Origin of the sequence: Micromonospora sp. WMMC264 (assembly GCF_027497275.1) — a bacterium.
Taxonomy (GTDB): Bacteria; Actinomycetota; Actinomycetes; order Mycobacteriales; family Micromonosporaceae; genus Micromonospora; species Micromonospora chalcea.
This window is the reverse complement of record NZ_CP114907.1, coordinates 6,605,086-6,622,749: the sequence shown is the minus strand read 5'-3', so window position 1 is coordinate 6,622,749 and position 17,664 is coordinate 6,605,086. Positions and strand designations below refer to the sequence as shown.

The following is a 17,664-nucleotide window of genomic DNA, read 5'->3' as shown; positions in this document are numbered from 1 at the left end:
TCAGGACAGTTCGGCGACCCGGGCGGCCCAGTCGCCACCGACCGGTTCCAGCGTGACCGCCCGGGTGTCGTCGTCGCGGCGGTCGATGCGTACCCGCAGGTGCGCGTCGACCAGCTGCTCGACCATTCCCTCGCCCCACTCCACCACTGTCACCGCCTCGTCCACCGAGGCGTCCAGGTCGAGGTCGTCGATCTCCGCCCGCGGGTCGGCGGCCTCACCCAGGCGGTACGCGTCGGCGTGCACGAGCGTCACCCGGCCGCCCCGATCCGGGTCGGGGCGGTGCACCCGGGCGATGACGAAGGTGGGCGAGGTGATGTCGCCGCGTACGCCCAGGCCGGCGCCGATGCCCTGGGTCAGCGCGGTCTTGCCGGCCCCGAGCGGGCCACTGAGCAGCAGCAGGTCACCCGCGCGCAGCACCCCGGCCAGCCGACGCCCGAACTCGTGGGTGTCGTCGACCGTCTTCAGCTCCACGACCACTGTCATAGCGAATCCAGGAACCTCTCCAGCGCCGCGTTCACCTCGTCGGCGTGCTCCAGCATCACCACGTGCCCGCTGTCGTCGATCTTCACGAACTCGGCGTGCGGCAGCCGCCGGACGATCTCCTCGGAGTGCGTCACCGGCGTGATCATGTCCTTGTCCCCCACGATCACCAGCACCGGCGTGCCGGCCAGCGCGGCCAGCGCCGGGAACCGGGAGTGGGTGGCGATCGTCCGCAGGTAGCGGGTGACCGTGTCGGCCGAGGTGCGCGAGTTCATCATCTCGACGTACGACACCAGGGCCGGGCTCGGCGCCGAGGTGCCGAAGCCGTACTTGCGGGTGAGCAGCCAGGCCACGTTCGAGGTCGACCGGCGCGCCCGGTCGATCACCGTGCCGCCGTACCGGGTGGCGTTGCTCATCATGTAGAGCACCGGCGAGCCGACGCGGCCGAGCAGCGCGGGCGCCACCAGCTTCGTCTCCGCCGCCAGACCGCCCGAGGTCGCCATCAGCACGGTGCCGACCACGCGGTCACCGAACATCTCCGGGTACAGCTCGGCCAGCGCCATGATCGTCATGCCGCCCATCGAGTGCCCGACCAGCACCAGCGGGCCCTCCGGGGCCACCTCGTCGAGCACCCGGCGCAGCGTGTGGCCCAGCGCGGTCAGGTCGTACTCGCCGCTCTCCAGCCGGCCGGAACGGCCGTGCCCCGGCTGGTCGTACGCGACCACCCGGTAGTCGCCGCGCTCGGCGAGCCGCTTGCGCTGGAAGTGGAACGTGCCCATGTCCAGGCAGAACCCGTGCACCAGCACCACAGTCGGGTGCCCGGCGACCGGGCGGGTCGGCTCGACCACCTCCACGTGGATGTCGGTGCCGTCCGGCATCTCCAGCCGGTACGCCTGGTCGTAGCGCTGCTCGCCGAAGACCTCGTCGGCGTACCTGTCGGTGGGGTCGTTCTTGAGCCGGCGGACCAGTACCCGCTCGCTGACCACGCCCGCCGCGAGCCCGGCGGCGGCCACCCCGACGGCGGCGCCGACCAGCCCGGCGACCTTGCCGGCGGCGGTACGCGGACGCGGCAACCGGAGACTCATGCGCGCTCGCCGTCGTAGAACCGGGGCACCCGCACGCCGCCGAAACGGGTCACGATCTCGTAGTTGATGGTGCCGACCGCCTCGGCCCAGTCGTCGGCTGTGGGCCCGCCGTCCGCGCCGTCGCCGAACAGCGTCACCATGTCACCGGCGGCCACCTCGTCGTCGCCGCAGTCGACCACGAACTGGTCCATGCAGACCCGGCCGGAAATGTTCCGGCGCTTGCCGGCGAGGTGCACCGGGCCGGTGTTGGAGGCGTGCCGGGGCACACCGTCGGCGTAGCCGAGCGGCACCACCGCCAGGTTGGTCTCCTGCTCGGTGAGGTAGGTGTGCCCGTAGGAGACGCCGGTGCCGGCCGCGACCCGCTTGGTCAGCATCACCCGGGCGCGGGCGGTCATCGCCGGGCGCAGGCCGAACTGCTCGCCCGCGACCGGCGACAGACCGTAGACCGCGATGCCGGGCCGGACCAGGTCGAAGTGCGTGTCCGGCCGGGTCAGCGTGGCGGCCGAGTTGGCCAGGTGGCGGTACCGAGGGCGCAGACCGGCGCGCGTCACCATCTCCAGCCCCTCGTGGAAGACGGCGAGCTGGCGGTCGGTGGTGGGGTGGCCGGGCGAGTCCGCGTACACGAAGTGGCTCCACACGCCGACCACCTCGACCAGGCCGTCGGCCTGGGCCTTCGCGGCGGCCTCCAGCAGCGCCGGCCAGTCGGCGACGGTGGCGCCGCCCCGCGCCAACCCGGTGTCGATCTTGAGGTGCAGCCGGGCCGGGCGGTCCGCCCGGCGGCTCGCCTCGATCATCTCGTCGAGCTGGGTGAGGCTGGCGCAGCCGAGGTCGACGCCGACGGTGATCCCGTCGTGCAGCGGCAGCCCGGGTGTGAGCAGCCAGGCCAGCACCGGCGCGGTGATGCCGTCCTGGCGCAGCCGCAGCGCCTCGTCCAGCGTGCAGACGCCGAGCTGGTCCGCCCCCGCGTCGAGCGCCGCGCGGGCGGCGGGCACCATGCCGTGGCCGTAGCCGTCGCCCTTGACCACCGCCATCAGCTCGGCGCTGGTGCCGGCCTTGAGCCGGGTCACGTTCTCCCGGATCGCGTCCAGGTCGACGCGCACCTCCGACTGCCACATGTCCCCAGCCTACTTCCGTCAGTGATCATCAGCGCCCTGAGCCGTGCGGGCGGTGCCCGTCGCCACCCGGGCGTCGCCGCCCGGATCAGCCCAGCCGGGCCAGTACCGGACGCAACGCCGCCGCCACGTCGGGCGCGGTGACCGGACCGCCGCGCGCCGCCTCCCGGCCGGCCAGCCCGTGCAGGTACGCCGCCGCGGCGGCCGCCCGCTCCGGGGCCAGCCCGGCGGCGAGCAGCGAACCGAGCAACCCGGCCAGCACGTCGCCGGTGCCACCGGTGGCGAGCACCGGCGTGCCGGTCGGGTTCACGTACGCGCGGCCGTCGGGCGTGCCGATGATCGTGTGGTCACCCTTGAGCAGCACCACCGCGTTCATCCAGGCGGCCAGCCGCAGCGCGGCGGCGACCCGGTCCTCCCCCGGCATCTCGCCGCAGAGCCGGGCGTACTCCCGGTCGTGCGGCGTCACCACGATCGGCGCGTCCCGGCCGCGCAGCCGGTCGGCCAGCTTGCCGTCGACGAGCAGCGTCAGCGCGTCCGCGTCGAGCACCACCGGCACCGGCGCGGCAAGCACCGCGCGCAGCTCGGCGGCGGACTCCTCGCCCGTACCGAGGCCGGAGCCGCACACCCACGCCTGCACCCGGCCCGCGTCCGCGACCCGGCCGGTGGCGATCACCGACGGGTGCTGGTGCAGCACCTCGCCCTTGGCGCTCCCGGCGTAGCGGACCAGGCCGGTCGGGCCGGCGAGCGCCCCGGCGACCGAGAGCACCGCGGCGCCGGGGTAGGTGGCCGAGCCGGTGGCCACGCCGACCACACCCCTGGTGTACTTCTCCGACGACGCGCCCAGCTCCGGCCACCAGCCGACCACGTCTGTCTGCTCGATCACCTGGAGCGCCGGGGTGCCGCGCAGCCACGGCGTCAGCCCGATGTCGACCAGCTCGACCTCGCCGGCCAGCTCGGCGGCCGGGCCGACGACCAGCGCCGGTTTGAGCGCGCCGAACGCCACCGTCACGTCGGCGCGGACCGCGCGGGGCCGCCCGGCGTCGGTCAGCGGGACGTGGCCGGTGTCGACAGCGACGCCGCTCGGCACATCGACAGCGACCACCGTGGCGGGCCCACCGTCGCGCCCGCGCTGCCCGGTCAGGCTCGCGGCCAACTGCTCGGCGGTCTCCCGCAGCCCACCGGTGCCGCCGATGCCCACGATCCCGTCGAGCACCAGGTCGGCTCCGGCGGGCGGCCGATCGACGACGCGCCCGCCGGCGGCACGCAGGGCCGCCAGCCCTTCCGCGTGCGCCCGCCCGGGGCTCAGCAGCAGCGCGGCCACCGCCGCGCCCCGGCGGGCCAGGTGCGCGCCCGCGAAGAGCGCGTCACCGCCGTTGTCGCCGGAGCCGATCAGCAGCAGCACCCGGGCGCCGTAGACCCCGCCCCGGTCACCGAGCAGCAAGGCGCAGCGCCGGGCCAGCCCGGCCGCGGCCCGCTGCATCAGCGCCCCGGGCGGAAGGGTGGCCATCAGGCCCGCCTCCGCCGCGCGAACGTCCGCGACGCGCCATACCGGTCTCATGCCACCCCGTCCCGTTCGTCGCGCCGGCTCAGCGCCCGCCCGCGGCTGTCCCGATCACGGCCTCACCCTACCGGCGGTACGAACCCGGGACCGGCTGACGGAAACGCCCTGTGGAAAACCCCGGCCGTTGTCCACAGGGGTCGGCGGCCGGGTCGCCGGACGGCCTAGCGTCCCGGTGTCCGGGGCCGGTGGGTGGCGTCGGGCGACCTGGGGAGGTCACGTGGTGGAGAAACCGTTCGACGTCGACCCGGAGCTGCTGCGCGCGGTCGCACGGGAGCTGGCCGACGACGCGTACCGGCTGGCCCGAGGGCCGGGGGCGGCGCCGGAGGCGCTGCTGGTGGCGGCGCCGGACGGCTGGCGGGCCGGGGCGGCGCTGGCCGACCTGGAGTCCGCGGTAAGGCGCTGGTCCGGCGCGCTCGGCGCCCGGGTGGCCGACACCGCCGGGGCGTTGCGCCGCGGGGCGGACGGCTACGAGGCGGTGGACGAGCGCGCCGCGCGCCGCCTCAGCGGGGTGCTCCGGTGACCGGCGGCGCTCCCGGGCGGCCCGATCCGAGCTCCGGAGGGCCCGGCGAGGGCCCGGCGGACGTCGGGTACGCGCAGCTCTGGCGGGCCGATCCGGCTGCCTGGTCCACGGCCGGGGTGGCCTGGCGAGGGCTCGCCGGGCCGGTGCGCCGTCGCGCCGACGCGCTGACCGCCCGGATCGGCACGCTCCGGCCCGGGTGGTCGGGCGCCGCCTCGGTCGCGGCCCAGCAGCGGATCGGGGACCTGCGCACCGACCTCACCGACGTGCTGCCCGCCCTGTTCGAGGTAGACCAGGTGCTGGCCGAGTTCGGCGCCCGGCTGGGGGCGGCGAAGGCCCGCCTCGGCGCGGAGGTGGCCCGCGCCGAGTCCGGCGGCCTGCTCGTCGACCGTGCCGGCGCGGTGCGGTCCGATCCGGCCCGCCCGGTGTCCCGGGCCGGTCCGGCGGTGGTGGACGCGCGGGCCGGGATCCGGGGCGCGCTGACACTCGCCGGCGCCGCCGACCGGGAGGCGGCTCGCCGCCTGGCGGAGCTGACCACCGCCACGGTGACCGGCTGGGTCAGCGTCCCGCCCGCGTGGCGGCCGGGCCCCGGCGCCGGGCCGGCCGAGGTGAGCCGCTGGTGGGCCGGGCTGAGCGCGGCCGAGCGGCGCTGGCTGGTCGGGCGGGAACCGGATCGGATCGGCCGCCTCGACGGCGTGCCGGCCGCCGCCCGGGACCAGGCCAACCGGCTGCTGCTCGGCGACCGGCGGGAGCAGTTGCTCGTCCGGCGGCTCGCGCTGCTGCGGCCGCTGCCGGCCGGACCGTTGGAGGCGTCCCGGCGGGTCCGGCTCGCCGGCGTCGAGGCAGCGCTGCGCGGGCTGAACCGGCTGAGCGAGCGGCTCGCCGCGCCCGGGCTGCCGCGGGCGTACCTGCTGGGGCTGGACCCGCGCGGCGACGGGCGCGCGGTGGTGGCGCTCGGCAACCCGGACCGGTCCGCCGCGGTGCTGACCTACGTCCCGGGCATGACCTCGGACCTCGCCGACGCGCCGGACGAGCTGGGCCGGGCCGCCCGGGTGCTGCAGCGGTGCGCGGCGCTGGGGCCGGGCGAGGAGGCGGCGGCGGTGCTCTGGCTGGACTACGACGCGCCCGACTTCCTCACCGAGGCGGCCGGCCCCCGGCAGGCCGAGGACGCCGGGCCGGCTCTGCACCGGTTCCAGGAAGGGCTACGCGCCGCACACGAGGGTTCGCCGGCCCGGCAGACGGTGCTCGGGCACAGCTACGGCTCGCTGGTGGTCGGCGCCGCCGCCCGGGACCACGGGCTGAGCGCGGACGCGCTGGTATTCGTCGGCTCGCCCGGCGTCGGCGTCGACCACGCCACCGAGCTGCGGATGCGCGCCGGCGAGGTCTGGTCGTCGACCGCGCCGGACGACGTGATCCGGCTGGCGCGTCCGCCGGACGAGCGGGCCCGCCGCGCCCTGCTCGCCGGCACGCCGCTCGGCCCGGCGCTGGCCGTGCTCGACCCGCACGCCGAGCGGCTCTGGTTCGGCGCCGACCCGAGCGCGCCGGGTTTCGGCGGGCGGCGGTTCCCGAGCGCCCCGCACGGTCACACCGGCTACTGGGACCCGGACAACCCGGCGCTGGACGGGATGGCCCGGATCGTGCTGGGCCGATGAGCCGCCCGATGCCGTCCGGCGGCCGTCCCAAAGGATCCGGGAGCCGCCCGGGGCGGGCCGGAGACGGCGCGGTCCCTCCCCCCGGCCGACGGGTGGAGGGACCGCTGGCGAAAAGCGGACTACTCGACGGTGACCGACTTGGCCAGGTTCCGGGGCTGGTCCACGTCGTGCCCGCGGGCGGCGGCGATCTCGGCGGCGAGCACCTGCAACGGCACGGTGGTCACCAGCGGCGCCAGCAGTGTCGGCGTACGCGGCACGTAGATCAGGTGGTCGGCGTAGCGGACCACCGCCTGGTCGCCCTCCTCCGCGATCACGATCGTGCGGGCGCCCCGGGCGCGTACCTCCTGGATGTTGGAGACGACCTTGTCGTGCAACATGCCCCGGCCGACCGGCGACGGCACGATGCAGATCACCGGGGTGCCCTGGTCGATCAGCGAGATCGGGCCGTGCTTCAGCTCACCGGCGGCGAAGCCCTCGGCGTGCATGTACGCCAGCTCCTTGAGCTTCAGCGCGCCCTCCAGCGCCACCGGGTAGCCCACGTGCCGGCCGATGAACAGCACCGTCGGCTCGGACTTCAGCTCGCGGCCCAGCTCGCGGACCGGCTCGATCCGGTCCAGCAGCTCCCGCAGCTTGCCCGGCATTTCCTGGAGCTGGGCGACCACCGCGCCCACCTCGTCGGCGAACTTGATGCCGCGCACCTGGGCCAGGTGCAGGCCGATCAGGTAGCAGGCGACGACCTGGGTGAGGAACGCCTTGGTGGAGGCGACGGCGATCTCCGGGCCGCCGTGGGTGTAGAGCACGGCGTCGGACTCGCGCGGGATGGTCGAGCCGTTGGTGTTGCAGATGGCCAGCACGCGGGCCTTCTGCTCCTTGGCGTGGCGCAGCGCCATCAGCGTGTCCATCGTCTCGCCGGACTGCGAGATCACCACGATCAGCGTGGACCGGTCCAGCACCGGGTCGCGGTAGCGGAACTCGCTGGCCAGCTCCACCTCGCAGGGGATTCGGGTCCAGTGCTCGATGGCGTACTTGGCGACCAGGCCGGCGTGGTAGGAGGTGCCGCAGGCGACGATGAAGATCTTGTCGACGTCGCGCAGGTCCTGCTCGCTGAGGCGGACCTCGTCGAGGGCGATCTCGCCGGTCTCGGTGAGCCGGCCCAGCAGCGTGTCGGCGATGGCCTGCGGCTGCTCCTCGATCTCCTTGAGCATGAACCAGTCGTAGCCGCCCTTTTCGGCGGCCGACGAGTCCCAGTCGATGTGGAAGTCGGTGCCGCTGGCCGGCTGACCGTGGAAGTCGGTGATGTCGATGCTGTCCGGGGTGATCAGGACGATCTGGTCCTGCCCCAGCTCGACCGCGTCCCGGGTGTGCTCGATGAACGCGGCGACGTCGCTGGCCAGGTAGTTCTCGCCGTCGCCCCGACCGACGACCAGCGGCGAGTTGCGCCGGGCGCCGACCACCGCGCCGGGGATGCCGGCGTCGACGGCGAGCAGCGTGAACGCGCCCTCCAGGCGCCCGCAGACCACGCGCATGGCGGCGGCGAGGAGCTGCGGGCTGTCGGTCTCGCCGGCCGCGCGCAGGTCGGCCAGCGCGCGGGCGATCAGGTGCGCGGCGCACTCGGTGTCGGTGTCGCTGGCGAACTCGACGCCCTCGTCCTCCAGCTCGGCGCGGAGCTTCGCGAAGTTCTCGATGATGCCGTTGTGGATCACCGCGACGCGGCCGTCCGGGGAGAGGTGCGGGTGGGCGTTACGGTCGGTCGGGCCGCCGTGGGTGGCCCAGCGGGTGTGGCCGATGCCGGTGGTGCCGTCGCCGATGCCGATCGGGCTGGCGGCGCAGTCCTCGGGGTTGTCGGCCGCCCGCTCGGAGAGGACCTTCTCCAGGTTCGCGAGCTTGCCGGCCTTCTTCTCGGTCAGGAGCTCGTCCTCGCAGACCACGGCGACACCGGCCGAGTCGTAGCCGCGGTATTCGAGCCGCCGCAGTCCGTCAAGCACGATGCCGAGCGCCGGGCGGGCACCGGCGTAACCCACGATTCCACACATGGTCCGCAGCCTAACCGAGTTTCGCTCATCGCGCGTGCTCGGAAGGCCGGTTAACGATCACTGAATTTGAGCGAACCGAACACCGGGGTTGCTATGTCGGACAACGCACCAGCCGGGCTCATCTGCCGTTTGCGTACCGGTTCGGGACGTGCCGCGCACCGGGCGGACCGGGTCCACGCGGGTGGCCGCCACGGCCTACATTGGGGCCGGGCTCCGCCCCCGGGCCCATCGTTCCGCGGGCGTCCGCGCCGTACCCCTGTGAGCTGAGCCGATGTCCGAGACGACCCCTACCCCCGAGCCGACCTCCGGACCGGTCGACCCGACCGCCGCGCCGGTGCCCCCGCAACCCTCCACCTGGACGCCGCCGGACCCGCTGGCCGCTCCGCAGCCGTGGACGCCACCCGAGCCCTGGTCGCCGTCGTCGCCGTCGCCCTGGAGCGCCCCCGGCGCCGGTCACCCCGGTCCGGCGGGCGGCGCCGAGGGGCGGCCGGCGGGCGATCCGGGCCGGGCCGCTCCGGCCGACTCACCGGGCGCCGGCGACCAGGGACAGCCCGGGACGCCGGGCGGGCCCGCCAACCCGGACGCACCGCAGTGGCCGGCCCAGCCGGGAGCACCGGGCTGGCCGGCGCAGCCGGGCACCCCTGGCTCGTCCCCACCGCCGAGCGCCTACCAGCCCGGCACGTATCCGCCCGGGCCGTACCCGCCCACCGCGTACCCGCCGGGGCCCTACCCGCCGCCGTACGCGTACCCGGGGATGCCGCCGCGCCGCAGCGGCGGCGGTTGGGCGGTCGGGGTGGTGGTCGGCATCGTCACCGTCCTGGCGCTGATCGTCTGCGGCTGCGTCGGGCTGGCCTTCCTCGGCAGCACCATGGACGACGGGTCCGCAGCCGGCACCGGGTACGAGGAGCCGATCTACGGCGAGCCCGGCGACTGGACCGACGACCCGAGCGCGCCCCCGGCGAGGCCGGCGACCACCCCGTCCGGCGGCCCCGGCAAGTACACAGTGCTGTACGAGGTGACCGGCTCCGAGGGCGACGCGGAGGTGCAGTACTACGACGCGAACGGCGACTTCCACCAGCTCAACCTGGTGGACTCGTCCTGGCGGCTGAGGTTCACCACGAACAACCGTGAGCGGGTCCAGATCGTCACCATGCCCGGAAGCGCTGCTGGGTTGACCTGCCGGATAACCATCGACGGCAAGGTCGTCTCCCAGAAGTCGGGAAGGTGGGGCGTGACCTGCTTCGGCTGGTGAGCCCGTGGTGGCGGGCCGTAGGCTCGCAGCCGTGACGACGACCGATCCCCTGGTGGCCCGGATGCGGCCGTTCGGCACCACCGTCTTCGCCGAGATGTCCGCGCTGGCCGTGCGTACCGGGGCGGTCAACCTCGGGCAGGGCTTCCCGGACACCGACGGCCCGCCGGAGATGCTCGCCGCCGCCGCCGAGGCGCTGCGTACCGGCCACAACCAGTACCCGCCCGGCCCGGGCATCCCCGCGCTGCGCGTCGCCGTCGCCGCGCACCAGCGACGGTTCTGGGACCTGGAGTACGACCCGGACGGCGAGATCGTCGTGACGGCCGGCGCGACCGAGGCGATCGCGGCGAGCATCCTCGCGCTGTGCGAGCCGGGTGACGAGGTGATCTGCTTCGAGCCGTACTACGACTCGTACGCCGCCTCGATCGCGCTCGCCGGAGCGGTGCGCCGCCCGGTGACGCTGCGGCCCGGCGCCGACGGCAGGTACGCGTTCGATCCGGACGAGCTGCGCGCCGCGTTCGGGCCGCGTACCCGGCTGGTGCTGCTGAACTCGCCGCACAACCCGACCGGCAAGGTCTTCACCGCAGACGAGCTGACGACGGTCGCCGAGCTGTGCCGGGAACACGACGTGTACGCGGTCACCGACGAGGTGTACGAGCACCTGGTGTTCACCGACGCCGCCGCGCCGCACGTGCCGCTGGCCACGCTGCCCGGCATGCGGGAGCGGACGCTACGCATCTCGTCGGCCGGCAAGACGTTCTCCTGCACCGGCTGGAAGGTCGGCTGGGTGAGCGGACCCGCGCCGCTGGTGGCGGCGGTGCTGCGGGTGAAGCAGTTCCTCACGTTCGTCAACGCCGGCCCGCTGCAACCGGCGGTGGCGGTGGCGCTCGGGCTGCCGGACGCCTACTTCACCGGGTTCCGGGACGACATGCAACGCCGCCGGGACCAGCTCGTCGCCGGGCTGGCCGACGCCGGGTTCGGCGTACTCGCGCCGGAGGGCACCTACTTCGTCACCGCCGACGTCACGCCGCTCGGCGGCCGGGACGGGGTGGAGTTCTGCCGGGCGCTGCCGGAGCGCTGCGGCGTGGTGGCGGTGCCCACGCAGGTGTTCTACGACGACGTGGAGGCCGGCCGACGGCTGGTCCGGTTCGCGTTCTGCAAGCGGCCGGAGGTGCTGGCCGAGGCGGTGACCCGGCTGCGCGGTCTGCGCGGAAACTGAACCGCCCGCTGGAGCGAGATCCCCAGCGGGCGGGCGGCGTGGCTCAGGCGACCGGGCTGGCGGTGCGGACCTGCTCGGCGATGCGCTCGGCGACCTCGCGCGCGGTGTCCTCGGTGGCCGCCTCGACCATGACCCGCACCAGCGGCTCGGTGCCCGACGGGCGCAGCAGCACCCGGCCGGTCTCGCCCAGCTCCGCCTCGGCGCGCTCGACCTCGGCCCGGACAGCCGGTGCGGCGGCGCCGACGGTACGGTCGCCGACCGGCACGTTGATCAGCACCTGGGGCAGCTTGGTGACCACGGCGGCCAGCTCGGCCAGCGAGGTGCCGGTGGCGGCCATCCGCGCCATCAGGTGCAGGCCGGTCAGCACGCCGTCGCCGGTGGTCGCGTACGCGGGCAGCACGATGTGCCCGCTCTGCTCGCCGCCGAGCGCCAGGCCGGAGGCGCGCAGCTCCTCCAGCACGTACCGGTCGCCGACCTTGGTCTCGACCAGCCGGATGCCGTGCTCGGACATGGCCAGCCGGAGACCGAGGTTGCTCATCACGGTGGCGACCAGCGTGTCCTGGGTCAGCTCGCCGGCGTCCCGCATGGCCAGCGCGAGGATCGCCATGACCTGGTCACCGTCGACCTCGTCGCCGTCGGCGGTGACCGCGACGCAGCGGTCGGCGTCGCCGTCGTGGGCGATGCCCAGGTGCGCGCCGTGCTCGACCACGGCGGCGCGCAGCGCGTCGATGTGGTTGGAACCGCACTCGTCGTTGATGTTGAGCCCGTCCGGCTCGGCGTGGATGGCGATGACCTCGGCGCCTGCCTCGCGGTAGGCGACCGGGGCGACGTCGGCCGCCGCGCCGTTGGCGCAGTCGACCACGACTTTGATCCCGTCGAGGCGGTGCGGCACGGTGCCGACCAGGTGCTGCACGTAGTGGTCGGCGCCGTCGAGCAGGTCGTGTACGCGGCCGACGCCGGCGCCGGTGGGGCGCTTCCAGGCGGTGGTGGCGTTCGCCTTCACCGCCTCCTCGATCCGCATCTCGATCTCGTCGGGCAGCTTGTGCCCGCCGGCGGCGAACAGCTTGATGCCGTTGTCCGGCATCGGGTTGTGCGAGGCGGACAGCATCACGCCCAGGTCGGCCTTGGCCTCGGCGGTGAGGAACGCCACGGCCGGGGTGGGCAGCACGCCGACCCGGACCACGTTGGCGCCGGCGCTGGTGAGCCCGGCGACCACCGCCGCCTCCAGCATCTCGCCGCTGGCCCGGGTGTCCCGGCCGACCACCGCGAGCGGCGGATGGCTCTTGTCGGTCTCGGCCAGCGTGTGGGCCGCGGCCACCGCGACCGCAAGCGCCAACTCCGGGGTGAGATCCGCGTTCGCCCGCCCGCGTACGCCGTCCGTGCCGAACAACCGGCCCATACCCGCCAACCTCCGTGGAACTGCCGATGAGGAGAGAAACGCGGAACGGCCGGTCCGCCTCCCGGGAAGGGGAAGCGGACCGGCCGTCCGTCAGAAGTACAAGGCGCTTGTGGTGATCAGCGCTTCGAGTACTGAGGAGCCTTGCGGGCCTTCTTGAGGCCGTACTTCTTGCTCTCCTTGACCCGGGCGTCACGGGTCAGGAAGCCGGCCTTCTTCAGGGCCGGGCGGTCGTCGGGCTCGCTGACGATCAGCGCCCGGGCGATGGCGAGCCGCAGCGCGCCGGCCTGGCCGGTGGTGCCGCCGCCACGCAGGTTGGCGATCACGTCGAACGCCTCGGCCTTCTCGGCGGTGACCAGCGGGTCCTTGATGAGCTGCTGGTGCACCTTGCTCGGGAAGTAGGCCTCGAGGTCGCGGCCGTTGCAGGTGATCTTGCCGCTGCCCGGGACGATCCGGACCCGGACGATGGCTTCCTTGCGCCGACCCACGGTCTGGATCGGGCGGTCACCACGGGGCGCGCGCGCGACGGGCGCCGGCGCCTCGGTGGCCTCGGGGGCGACCTCGGTGGCGGTGATGTCGGTCATGCTGCTTCCTTCGCCCGCGCTCACTGCGCGATCTGCTTGATCTCGAACGGCACCGGCTGCTGCGCGGTGTGCGGGTGCTCGGCACCGGCGTAGACCTTCAGCTTCTTGAGAAGCTGACGGCCCAGCTTGTTGTGCGGGAGCATGCCCTTCACGGCCAGCTCGATGGCCCGCTCGGGCCGCTTGGTGAGCAGCTCGTCGTAGCCGACCCGCTTCAGACCACCCGGGTAACCGGAGTGGCGGTAAGCGACCTTGGTCTGGCGCTTGTTGCCGGTCAGCGCGACCTTGCCCGCGTTCACGATGACGACGAAGTCGCCCGTGTCGACGTGCGGCGCGAAAGTCGGCTTGTGCTTGCCACGCAGGAGCGTGGCGGCGTGGGTCGCCAGGCGGCCCAGCACGACATCAGAGGCGTCGATGACGTGCCACTGACGCTCGATCTCACCCGGCTTCGGGCTGTACGTACGCACAGGTCTACCTTGTCTCGTCGTCGGTCTGGGGTCGCGCGCCGAGGTGACCGGGAATACCCAGCCGGACCAGCGCGCACGAACGACCAAGCGTACCTGATGCGGCACGCCTAAGAATGTCGTACAACAGCAGGCAACGATACCCGGCCGCCCGGCGGCAGGTCAAAACGGGGTAGTACCCCGCGTGGCCTGCGCGTTCGCCATGGCGCAGCTCACACGCCGACCAGCGTACGCGGCCCGGGACGCAGGTAGACCACCCAGGTCACCAGGAAGCAGAGCGCGTACCAGGCGATGAATGCCAGGTAGGCGGCGTCAGCCGTGCCGGAGGCCAGGAACGACTGCCGGAACGCCACGTTCACCAGCACCCCGCCCGAGGCTCCGACCGCCCCGGCGATGCCGATCACCGCCCCGGACAGGCGCCGGGCCCGCCGCTGCGCCGCCTCCGGGTCGCCGGTCAGCTCGCTCTCCGCGACGGCCCGGGCCCGGAAGATCGCCGGGATCATCTTGTACGTCGAGCCGTTGCCGATGCCGGAGAAGACGAACAGCGCCAGGAACCCGGCCAGGTAGAGCGGGAACGAGCGCTCCCGGGCCGCGTACAGCACCAGCCCGGCGCCGGCGGCCATGGCCACGAAGTTCCAGAACGTGACCCGGGCCCCGCCCAGCCGGTCGGCGAGCTGGCCGCCCACCGGCCGGATGAGCGACCCGATCAGCGGCCCGAGAAAGGTCAGCCAGGCGGCGTCGACGGGCGTCGGGAACCGCTCGTGGAACTGGAGTTGGAGCACCTGGCCGAAGGCGAACCCGAAGCCGATGAACGAGCCGAACGTGCCCACGTAGAGCAGCGACATCACCCAGGTGTGCGGGTCGCGGGCCGCCGCGCGCAGCGCGCCCGGCTCGTTGCGCGCCCCCGGAACGTTGTCCAGCCAGCGGGCCGCGGCCAGCGCGGCCAGCACGATCAGCGGCAGGTAGACCGCCGGCACCAGCCGGGGGTACGCGGCGCCGGCCGTCGCCAGCACCGCCAGCCCCACCAGTTGCACGGCAGGTACGCCCAGGTTGCCGCCACCGGCGTTGAGCCCCAGCGCCCGGCCCTTGAGCCGCTCCGGGAAGAACAGGTTGATGTTCGCCATCGAGGAGGCGAAGTTGCCGCCGCCGACGCCGGACAGGCAGGCCAGCACCATCAGCGTGGCGTACGACACCCCGGGCTCGATCAGCACCGCCATCGGCACCGCCGGCACGAGCAGCAGCAACGCGCTCACGATGGTCCAGTTCCGGCCGCCGAAGCGGGCCACCGCCAGCGTATACGGCAGCCGCAGCACCGCCCCCAGCGCGGCCGGTACGGCGGTGAGCAGGAACTTCCCGGCCGGGTCGATGCCGTACTCGGGACCCAGGAACAACACGGTCACCGACCAGAGGCTCCACACGGAGAAGCCGACGTGCTCGGCGAAGATCGAGACGTACAGGTTGCGCCGGGCGACCCGGGCGCCCCCGGCGGCCCAGAACGCCGGGTCCTCCGGCCGCCATTCGGTGAGCCGTCCGGCGGTGCGGGCCGACGGCCGGGTCGGTGCGGAAACGAGCGTGCTCACGGCGACTCCTCCTCGTCGATGACGAGGGGACGCTCTCAGCCGGCGGTTTCCCCGGCGTACCCCGCGCGCGTCGGCGCGGCAACGGAGATCGCACGTCCGCCGGAGGGCGCCCGTGAGGCGGTCACAGCTCCTGGAGGATCCGCAGGGCCCGGCCGACCCGCTGCATGGTCTCGGTGTCGGCCACGTCCACGCACTCGGCGAACCACTTCTTCATCGGTGCGGAGATCCGGTCGGGCATCACCACGTACGCGCCCATCGGCACGGCCAGCGGCGAGTCGCGCAGCAGCGACTCCTCGACCACCTCGGCCACGATCACGATGGGTACCGCAGTGGCGTTGTAGACGTCGGAGCTGATCACCAGACCGAACCGTTCCCGGGCGCCGGAGATGCGCCAGACCTCACCCCTACGCAGCACGCGGACGCCCGCCGAACAGGGCGTCGTCGACGAGCGCGGCCTCCTGGGCGTCGGCCAGGGCGGCGGCTTCCAGGTCCAGGCCGGCACGGCCGACCGCGTCGGCGTGCGCGGTGAAGACCTCGCGCAGCGCCTTCTCCCGGGCGGCCTGGTCCATCCAGGCGGAGAGGGAGAGCCCTTCCCGCTTGGCGAACCGGCGCGCTTCCTCGATCGTCTCGTCGGAGAACGACAGTGTCACCTTGGCGGTCATGCCGGGAAGACTACCCAGCGGTATGACCAGCAGTCATCCTCGTTCCCGCCGGACGAGGAATCGGACACCAGCAGGTGAAACAAGTGAAGCTGGTTGCGGATATTGCACTTGGACGCGACCATGGAGGAGGTCCGAACGGACGCGAGCCACATCTGCCACAGGGAGCCGCGATGAGCCTCAGCACCGGCATGGCCGCCTCGGTCATGCCCACCGAGGGAGCGGAGCGCCGGAAGGCGGCCGCCATGGAGGAGTTCCTCGTACGGCATCCCCTCGCTGCGGGCGAAGGCGTGGCCCGACTCGTCTCGGCGGACGGCGAAGAGGTCGAGGTTCCCGCCCAGATGTTCGACGTCCTCCATCAGATCTCGGCGATGCTCGCCCGCGGCGACGGCGTCGCGATCAGCGCCATCTCCCGCGAACTGACGACGACCGAGGCGGCGAGGCTGCTGGGCATGTCCCGCCCCACACTCGTCCGTCTCCTGGAGAACGGATCGATCGCCTCCCACCGGGTCGGCAGCCACCGGCGCCTCTTCCTCCGCGACGTCCTCGCATTCCGGCAACGACAAATGGAAGAGCGACGGAAGTCGTACGAGGCCCTGATGTGGGAGTCCGACGCGCTGGGTTTCACCGACGACGTGTAGTTCCGGGCCCGGCCAGTGGGCGCTGGGTAGGGTGTCCACTGTGATCCCCAGCGCCCCACTGGTGTTCCTGGACGCGAACATTCTCTATTCCAGGACCCTTCGCGACTGGATCAGTCTTCTCGCGCTCGAAGGCGACTGCGCCGTCTTCGATCTGCGGTACAGCGAGGACGTTCTGGCGGAATGGATGTATCGCCTGCGCCGTAAGCGGCCCGAGCATTCCGAGCAGGCGATCGGCGGCCAGCGACGCCGCTTCGTCCAGGCGTTCCCGTACGGCCTCGTCACCGGCTATTCGCCGAACGACGTCCCGTGCCCGCCGGACCCGGACGACCGGCACGTGCTGGCCGCCGCCGTGCACAGCCGCGCCGACATCCTGGTGACCGACGACCGGCGCGCCTTTCCGCCGGAATGCGTACGGGAATCGCTGTCGGTCCGCACCGGCGACGAGTTCCTCAACTGGGTGGCCGACCGTTCGATGCCTCTGGTCATGAGGACGTTGGCGCGGCAGATCGACTACTACCGGCGCAGCCTGGTCGCCGAGGACAAGGACGCGGTCGAACTGATCACCCATCTACGGAAGGCCGGCGCGCCCCGTTTCGCCGATCGGCTCGAGAATCACCTCGCCGAACCGTCCGGCCGCTGACCGCCGAAGACCGCGAAACGCCATTCCTTGAAGAAGCAGTCCACGTCCACCAGCCCCGCCTCGGTCAGCCACCGGCACTGGTCTGCCACCGTGGCCGGCCGGTCGTGCCGCATCCGCTGCCGGGCGCCGGCGATCTCCTCTGCGTCCGAGCCCAGCTCGGTGATCCGCGCCGTCCACACCTCGTCGTAGCGGCGGTCCAGCGCCGGCGTCGGCCCGGCCACCTGCTCGGCGTTGACGAACACGCCGCCCGGCGCCAGCGCGCCCGCGGCCCGCTTGTACAGCGCCCGTTTGCCCTCGTCGTCGAGGTGGTGGATGGCCAGCGCGGAGACCACCGCGTCGTACCGGCCGGCGGGCAGCAGGTCGGCCAGGTCGGCGTGCACAGTGCGGTGCGCCACGCCGCGTTCTGTCAGGTGTCCGGCGGCCACCGCGAGCATGCCGGGGGCGCCGTCCACGAGCGTCAGGCGGACGCCGGGCACGGCCGCGGTCAGCAGCAGGGACAGCAGGCCGGTGCCCGCGCCCAGGTCCAGCACCTCGGGGGTACGCCCGGCGGCGAGCGCGGCACGCAGCGGCGGCGCGGCCACCTCGACGGCGGTGCCGTAGAAGGCGTCGAAGCAGGGCACCAGTCGGCGTCGGGCCTGGTCGTAGCTGCCGGCCACCGCGTCGAACGCGTCCGCCACGCCCATCAGAGCCTCCCGTTATTTGAGACAACTTTCCCACATTGTAAACCCCGCCGAGGACGACGTCACCTACGTGCGGTGTGAAGCGCTCGTGACAGGACCGAAACAGAGCAGACCC

18 protein-coding genes are annotated in these 17,664 nt (G+C 73.6%); 6 read left to right on the top strand and 12 right to left on the bottom strand.

The annotated features are described in order from the left end of the window. From tsaE to O7542_RS29695, 4 genes are all read right to left on the bottom strand, one after another. Window positions 1–483: a tRNA (adenosine(37)-N6)-threonylcarbamoyltransferase complex ATPase subunit type 1 TsaE gene (tsaE, locus tag O7542_RS29710; RefSeq protein WP_043328309.1), complete on the bottom strand. Its 483-nt coding sequence runs from the start codon at window positions 481–483 to the stop codon at window positions 1–3. Continuing rightward, the gene (locus tag O7542_RS29705) at window positions 480–1,565 is read right to left on the bottom strand and encodes an alpha/beta hydrolase (RefSeq protein ID WP_043328307.1); all 1,086 of its coding nucleotides are present in this window, start codon (window positions 1,563–1,565) and stop codon (window positions 480–482) included. Before O7542_RS29705 ends, tsaE begins: the two co-directional genes overlap by 4 nt. Then, window positions 1,562–2,680, bottom strand: a complete 1,119-nt coding sequence (gene alr / locus O7542_RS29700) for an alanine racemase (RefSeq protein ID WP_043328305.1) — start codon at window positions 2,678–2,680, stop codon at window positions 1,562–1,564. The genes O7542_RS29705 and alr overlap by 4 nt, the downstream gene beginning before the upstream one ends. 85 nt (window positions 2,681–2,765) lie before the next feature. Beyond that, window positions 2,766–4,235, bottom strand: coding sequence for an NAD(P)H-hydrate dehydratase (locus O7542_RS29695; protein WP_043328303.1), 1,470 nt, complete (start codon window positions 4,233–4,235; stop codon window positions 2,766–2,768). A 220-nt stretch (window positions 4,236–4,455) separates the two neighbouring features. Here O7542_RS29695 and O7542_RS29690 point away from each other — a divergent pair, with 220 nt between their 5' ends. Further along, entirely contained in the window at window positions 4,456–4,758 is a 303-nt protein-coding gene (locus tag O7542_RS29690; RefSeq protein ID WP_069087943.1) for a type VII secretion target, read from the top strand. Then, complete coding sequence (locus tag O7542_RS29685; RefSeq protein WP_281605504.1) at window positions 4,755–6,407, top strand: alpha/beta hydrolase; 1,653 nt, start codon at window positions 4,755–4,757, stop codon at window positions 6,405–6,407. The genes O7542_RS29690 and O7542_RS29685 overlap by 4 nt, the downstream gene beginning before the upstream one ends. Window positions 6,408–6,526: 119 nt before the next feature. Here the strand turns inward: O7542_RS29685 and glmS are convergent, their stop codons facing one another. Then, the gene (gene glmS, locus O7542_RS29680; RefSeq protein ID WP_064446591.1) at window positions 6,527–8,440 is read right to left on the bottom strand and encodes a glutamine--fructose-6-phosphate transaminase (isomerizing); all 1,914 of its coding nucleotides are present in this window, start codon (window positions 8,438–8,440) and stop codon (window positions 6,527–6,529) included. Window positions 8,441–8,711: 271 nt separating this feature from the next. Here glmS and O7542_RS29675 point away from each other — a divergent pair, with 271 nt between their 5' ends. Continuing rightward, a complete protein-coding gene (locus O7542_RS29675; RefSeq protein WP_166456944.1) occupies window positions 8,712–9,692 on the top strand; it encodes an MmpS family transport accessory protein in 981 nt (326 codons plus the stop codon). Window positions 9,693–9,723: 31 nt separating this feature from the next. Further along, a complete protein-coding gene (locus tag O7542_RS29670) occupies window positions 9,724–10,908 on the top strand; it encodes a pyridoxal phosphate-dependent aminotransferase (protein WP_166456945.1) in 1,185 nt (394 codons plus the stop codon). A 43-nt stretch (window positions 10,909–10,951) separates the two neighbouring features. On the opposite strand, the gene glmM is transcribed toward O7542_RS29670, so the two are convergent. From glmM to O7542_RS29640, 6 genes are all read right to left on the bottom strand, one after another. Beyond that, on the bottom strand, window positions 10,952–12,307 hold the full coding sequence (glmM, locus tag O7542_RS29665) for a phosphoglucosamine mutase (protein WP_030501566.1): 1,356 nt from the start codon (window positions 12,305–12,307) through the stop codon (window positions 10,952–10,954). A gap of 116 nt (window positions 12,308–12,423) precedes the next feature. After that, window positions 12,424–12,888 (bottom strand): 30S ribosomal protein S9, encoded by a 465-nt coding sequence (rpsI, locus tag O7542_RS29660; RefSeq protein WP_030501567.1) that lies wholly within the window; start codon window positions 12,886–12,888, stop codon window positions 12,424–12,426. Window positions 12,889–12,908: 20 nt separating this feature from the next. Next, entirely contained in the window at window positions 12,909–13,352 is a 444-nt protein-coding gene (gene rplM / locus O7542_RS29655; RefSeq protein ID WP_013288574.1) for a 50S ribosomal protein L13, read from the bottom strand. Window positions 13,353–13,561: 209 nt separating this feature from the next. Beyond that, window positions 13,562–14,929, bottom strand: a complete 1,368-nt coding sequence (locus tag O7542_RS29650) for a nitrate/nitrite transporter (RefSeq protein WP_166456946.1) — start codon at window positions 14,927–14,929, stop codon at window positions 13,562–13,564. Window positions 14,930–15,050: 121 nt separating this feature from the next. Then, on the bottom strand, window positions 15,051–15,344 hold the full coding sequence (locus O7542_RS29645; RefSeq protein ID WP_166456947.1) for a type II toxin-antitoxin system PemK/MazF family toxin: 294 nt from the start codon (window positions 15,342–15,344) through the stop codon (window positions 15,051–15,053). Then, window positions 15,334–15,591 carry a DUF6364 family protein gene (locus O7542_RS29640; protein WP_030501570.1) on the bottom strand — a complete coding sequence of 86 codons (258 nt, stop codon included), beginning with the start codon at window positions 15,589–15,591 and terminating at the stop codon, window positions 15,334–15,336. Before O7542_RS29640 ends, O7542_RS29645 begins: the two co-directional genes overlap by 11 nt. Before the next feature lie 170 nt (window positions 15,592–15,761). Between O7542_RS29640 and O7542_RS29635 the strand changes: the two genes are divergently transcribed. Next, on the top strand, window positions 15,762–16,229 hold the full coding sequence (locus O7542_RS29635; RefSeq protein ID WP_043328291.1) for a helix-turn-helix domain-containing protein: 468 nt from the start codon (window positions 15,762–15,764) through the stop codon (window positions 16,227–16,229). 40 nt (window positions 16,230–16,269) lie between these two features. Next, window positions 16,270–16,869: a PIN domain-containing protein gene (locus tag O7542_RS29630; RefSeq protein WP_083296964.1), complete on the top strand. Its 600-nt coding sequence runs from the start codon at window positions 16,270–16,272 to the stop codon at window positions 16,867–16,869. Here the strand turns inward: O7542_RS29630 and O7542_RS29625 are convergent. Further along, window positions 16,842–17,552: a class I SAM-dependent methyltransferase gene (locus O7542_RS29625; RefSeq protein WP_281605503.1), complete on the bottom strand. Its 711-nt coding sequence runs from the start codon at window positions 17,550–17,552 to the stop codon at window positions 16,842–16,844. The two genes, O7542_RS29630 and O7542_RS29625, sit on opposite strands and share 28 nt — an antisense overlap. Window positions 17,553–17,664 lie beyond the last annotated feature (112 nt).

Coding starts and splice junctions, on each gene's coding strand:
- tsaE (WP_043328309.1), bottom strand. CDS start 483: ATGACAGTGGTCGTGGAGCTGAAGACGGTCGACGACACCCACGAGTTC.
- O7542_RS29705 (WP_043328307.1), bottom strand. CDS start 1,565: ATGAGTCTCCGGTTGCCGCGTCCGCGTACCGCCGCCGGCAAGGTCGCC.
- alr (WP_043328305.1), bottom strand. CDS start 2,680: ATGTGGCAGTCGGAGGTGCGCGTCGACCTGGACGCGATCCGGGAGAAC.
- O7542_RS29695 (WP_043328303.1), bottom strand. CDS start 4,235: ATGAGACCGGTATGGCGCGTCGCGGACGTTCGCGCGGCGGAGGCGGGC.
- glmS (WP_064446591.1), bottom strand. CDS start 8,440: ATGTGTGGAATCGTGGGTTACGCCGGTGCCCGCCCGGCGCTCGGCATC.
- O7542_RS29675 (WP_166456944.1), top strand. CDS start 8,712: ATGTCCGAGACGACCCCTACCCCCGAGCCGACCTCCGGACCGGTCGAC.
- glmM (WP_030501566.1), bottom strand. CDS start 12,307: ATGGGCCGGTTGTTCGGCACGGACGGCGTACGCGGGCGGGCGAACGCG.
- rpsI (WP_030501567.1), bottom strand. CDS start 12,888: ATGACCGACATCACCGCCACCGAGGTCGCCCCCGAGGCCACCGAGGCG.
- O7542_RS29640 (WP_030501570.1), bottom strand. CDS start 15,591: ATGACCGCCAAGGTGACACTGTCGTTCTCCGACGAGACGATCGAGGAA.
- O7542_RS29635 (WP_043328291.1), top strand. CDS start 15,762: ATGAGCCTCAGCACCGGCATGGCCGCCTCGGTCATGCCCACCGAGGGA.
- O7542_RS29625 (WP_281605503.1), bottom strand. CDS start 17,552: ATGGGCGTGGCGGACGCGTTCGACGCGGTGGCCGGCAGCTACGACCAG.